Here is a 2657-nt window from a genome sequence, read left to right as displayed (position 1 = left end):
CTGGCCAAGGCGCGGGCGGACCGCGGCGAGGCCTGAATCTGACGATAAAATTTGACTTGGGCGGGGGTCCGGCTGGATACCCCGACCCATGATCCCTCGCTACGCCCGCCCCGAAGCCGCCGCCATCTGGAGCGCGGATTCCCGCTTCAAGATCATGTTCGAAATCCTGGCCCACGCCGCCGACGCGCAGGCCGAGCTGGGCGTGATCCCGAAAGAGGCCGCCCGGGTGATCTGGGAAAAGGGCCGCGACACCCTCTGGGACGCCGCGCGCATCGACGAGATCGAACGCGAGGTGAAGCACGACGTCATCGCCTTCCTCACCCACATCTCCGAAGTGGTGGGCCCGGAAGCCCGCTTCCTGCATCAGGGCACCACGTCATCCGACATCAACGACACCGCGCTTGCGGTCCAGCTCTGCCGGGCGACAGACCTCCTGATGGACGACGTCGACCTGTTGCTGGCCGCGCTGAAGCGCCGGGCATACGAGCACCGCTTCACGCCCACCGTCGGACGCAGCCACGCGATCCACGCCGAGCCCACCACCTTCGGCCTCAAGCTCGCCGGGCACTACGCCGAGTTCCAGCGGGCGAAGGAGCGGCTGGCCATGGCGAGGTTCGAGATCGCCACCTGCGCCATCTCCGGCGCCGTCGGCACCTTCGCCAATGTGGCGCCGGAAGTTGAAGCCTATGTGGCCGAAAAGATGGGCCTCGTGGTCGAGCCCATCTCAACCCAGGTGATCCCCCGCGACCGCCACGCCGCCTATTTCGCCACCCTGGGCGTGGTCGCCAGCTCGATCGAGCGCCTGGCCGTTGAGATCCGCCACCTGCAGCGCACCGAAGTGCTGGAAGCCGAGGAAGCCTTCGATCCCGGCCAGAAGGGCTCCAGCGCCATGCCGCACAAGCGCAACCCGATCCTGACGGAAAACCTCACCGGCCTTGCCCGACTGGTCCGCTCGGCCGTCATGCCGGCCATGGAAAACGTCGCCCTCTGGCATGAGCGCGACATCAGCCACTCCTCGGTCGAGCGCGGCATCGCGCCCGACGCCACGGTGCACCTGGACTTTGCCCTGCGCCGGCTGGCCGGGGTGATGGAGCGGCTGGTGATCTATCCGGAGAACATGGCGAAGAACCTGGATCGCCTGGGCGGCCTGGTCCACTCGCAGCGCGTGCTGCTGGGCCTGACCCAGAAGGGCCTCAGCCGCGAGGCCTCCTATGCGGCGGTCCAGCGCAACGCCATGAAGGTGTGGCGCGGCGAGGGCAATTTCCTCGATTTCCTGATCGCCGACCCCGAGATCACCCTGTCACCCGCCGAACTCGGCGAGCTCTTTGACCTGGGCTACCACTTCAAGAACGTCGACCGCATCTTCGCCCGCGTGTTCGGGGAGCAGGAGGAAGCCAGGGCATAGCCGCCTTTGAAGACCTCCGCCGCCTTAGCCCTCGGAGCGAACGTTTTCCCGGGCCTGCGCCAACAGCTCCGCCATCTTCATGCGGACTTCGCTGTCGGAGACGGCGACGCCCGAACCCTTCAGGTCTTCGAAGACCTTGCGGAACACGTCGTCATCGCCCGGCAGCTCAAAGTCGGACTTCACCACGGCCTTGGCATATTCGTCGACGTGCTGGCCTTCCAGGCCCATCAGTCCAGCCGCCCACTGGCCCAGCGCGCGATTGCGACGGGCGTGGGCCTTGAAGTCCTGCTCCTGGTCCAGCGCGAACTTCTTTTCGAAGCCCTTTTCGCGTTCGTCAAAAGTGGTCATCGGGTCCTTGGGGGTCAGCGTCTCGAAGCGGCGTTCCCATATCGTGCGCCGAAAGACGCCGCAATCAAAAGCGGGAACGCGTTGGCAGTTTGCGCCAGCCGACGCCTTTCGCTAAAATTAACCTGCCTGAATGGGGCGAGAGGCCGAGTCGGACCCGCGCGCGAGCACAAAGTCGCGCGCGTTTTTGTTCCACCGACTGATGGTTAGTCCTCGCCATGGAGAAGGCCGCACGATGACCCGCCGTAAGAAGATCTACGAGGGCAAGGCCAAGATCCTCTATGAGGGCCCTGAGCCAGGCACCCTGATCCAGTACTTCAAGGACGACACCACCGCCTTCGACGCCACGAAGAAAGCGGTGCTGGAGGGCAAGGGCGTCATCAACAATCGCATCAGCGAATACATCATGACCCGGCTGACCGGGATCGGCGTCCAGAACCATTTCATCAAGCGGATGAACCTGCGCGAGCAGTTGATCAAGGAAGTCGAGATCATCCCGCTGGAAGTGATTTGCCGGAATATCGCCGCCGGATCGCTCGCCACGCGCCTGGGCATTCCGGAGGGCCAGCCCCTCCCGCGATCGATCATCGAGTTCTGCTTGAAGGACGACAAACTCCACGATCCGCTGGTTACGGAGGAACACATCACCGCCTTCAACTGGGCCTCGACCCAGGAGATCGATGATATGATGGCCATCACCCTGCGCATAAACGACTACCTGACCGGCCTTTTCGCTGGCGTCGGCATCACCCTGGTCGATTTCAAGGTCGAGTTCGGGCGGATCTACGAGAACGACTTCCCGCGCACCATCCTGGCCGATGAGATCAGCCCTGACAGCTGCCGCCTCTGGGACAGCGTGACCAACGAAAAGCTCGACAAGGACCGGTTCCGCCGCGACCTGGGCAAT

The 2657-nt window shown here is 64.2% G+C and carries 3 protein-coding genes; 2 read left to right on the top strand and 1 reads right to left on the bottom strand.

From position 1 onward, the window contains the following. Positions 1-88 precede the first annotated feature (88 nt). Positions 89-1405 carry an adenylosuccinate lyase gene (gene purB / locus ACIQ42_RS17810; RefSeq protein ID WP_397423565.1) on the top strand — a complete coding sequence of 439 codons (1317 nt, stop codon included), beginning with the start codon at positions 89-91 and terminating at the stop codon, positions 1403-1405. A gap of 24 nt (positions 1406-1429) precedes the next feature. Here purB and ACIQ42_RS17805 read toward each other — a convergent pair whose 3' ends face one another. After that, complete coding sequence (locus ACIQ42_RS17805; RefSeq protein WP_397423564.1) at positions 1430-1753, bottom strand: DUF1476 domain-containing protein; 324 nt, start codon at positions 1751-1753, stop codon at positions 1430-1432. Between the two features lie 232 nt (positions 1754-1985). Between ACIQ42_RS17805 and purC the strand changes: the two genes are divergently transcribed. Next, a partial coding sequence (gene purC / locus ACIQ42_RS17800) for a phosphoribosylaminoimidazolesuccinocarboxamide synthase (RefSeq protein WP_397423563.1) occupies positions 1986-2657 on the top strand: 672 nt, incomplete at its 3' end.

The organism is Phenylobacterium sp., from assembly GCF_044372605.1.
Classification (GTDB): domain Bacteria; phylum Pseudomonadota; class Alphaproteobacteria; order Caulobacterales; family Caulobacteraceae; genus Phenylobacterium.
This window is presented reverse-complemented; position numbering and strand designations above follow the sequence as displayed.

Excerpts from the sequence above, each read along its gene's own strand:
- purB (WP_397423565.1), top strand. The coding sequence starts at position 89 with ATGATCCCTCGCTACGCCCGCCCCGAAGCCGCCGCCATCTGGAGCGCG.
- ACIQ42_RS17805 (WP_397423564.1), bottom strand. The coding sequence starts at position 1,753 with ATGACCACTTTTGACGAACGCGAAAAGGGCTTCGAAAAGAAGTTCGCG.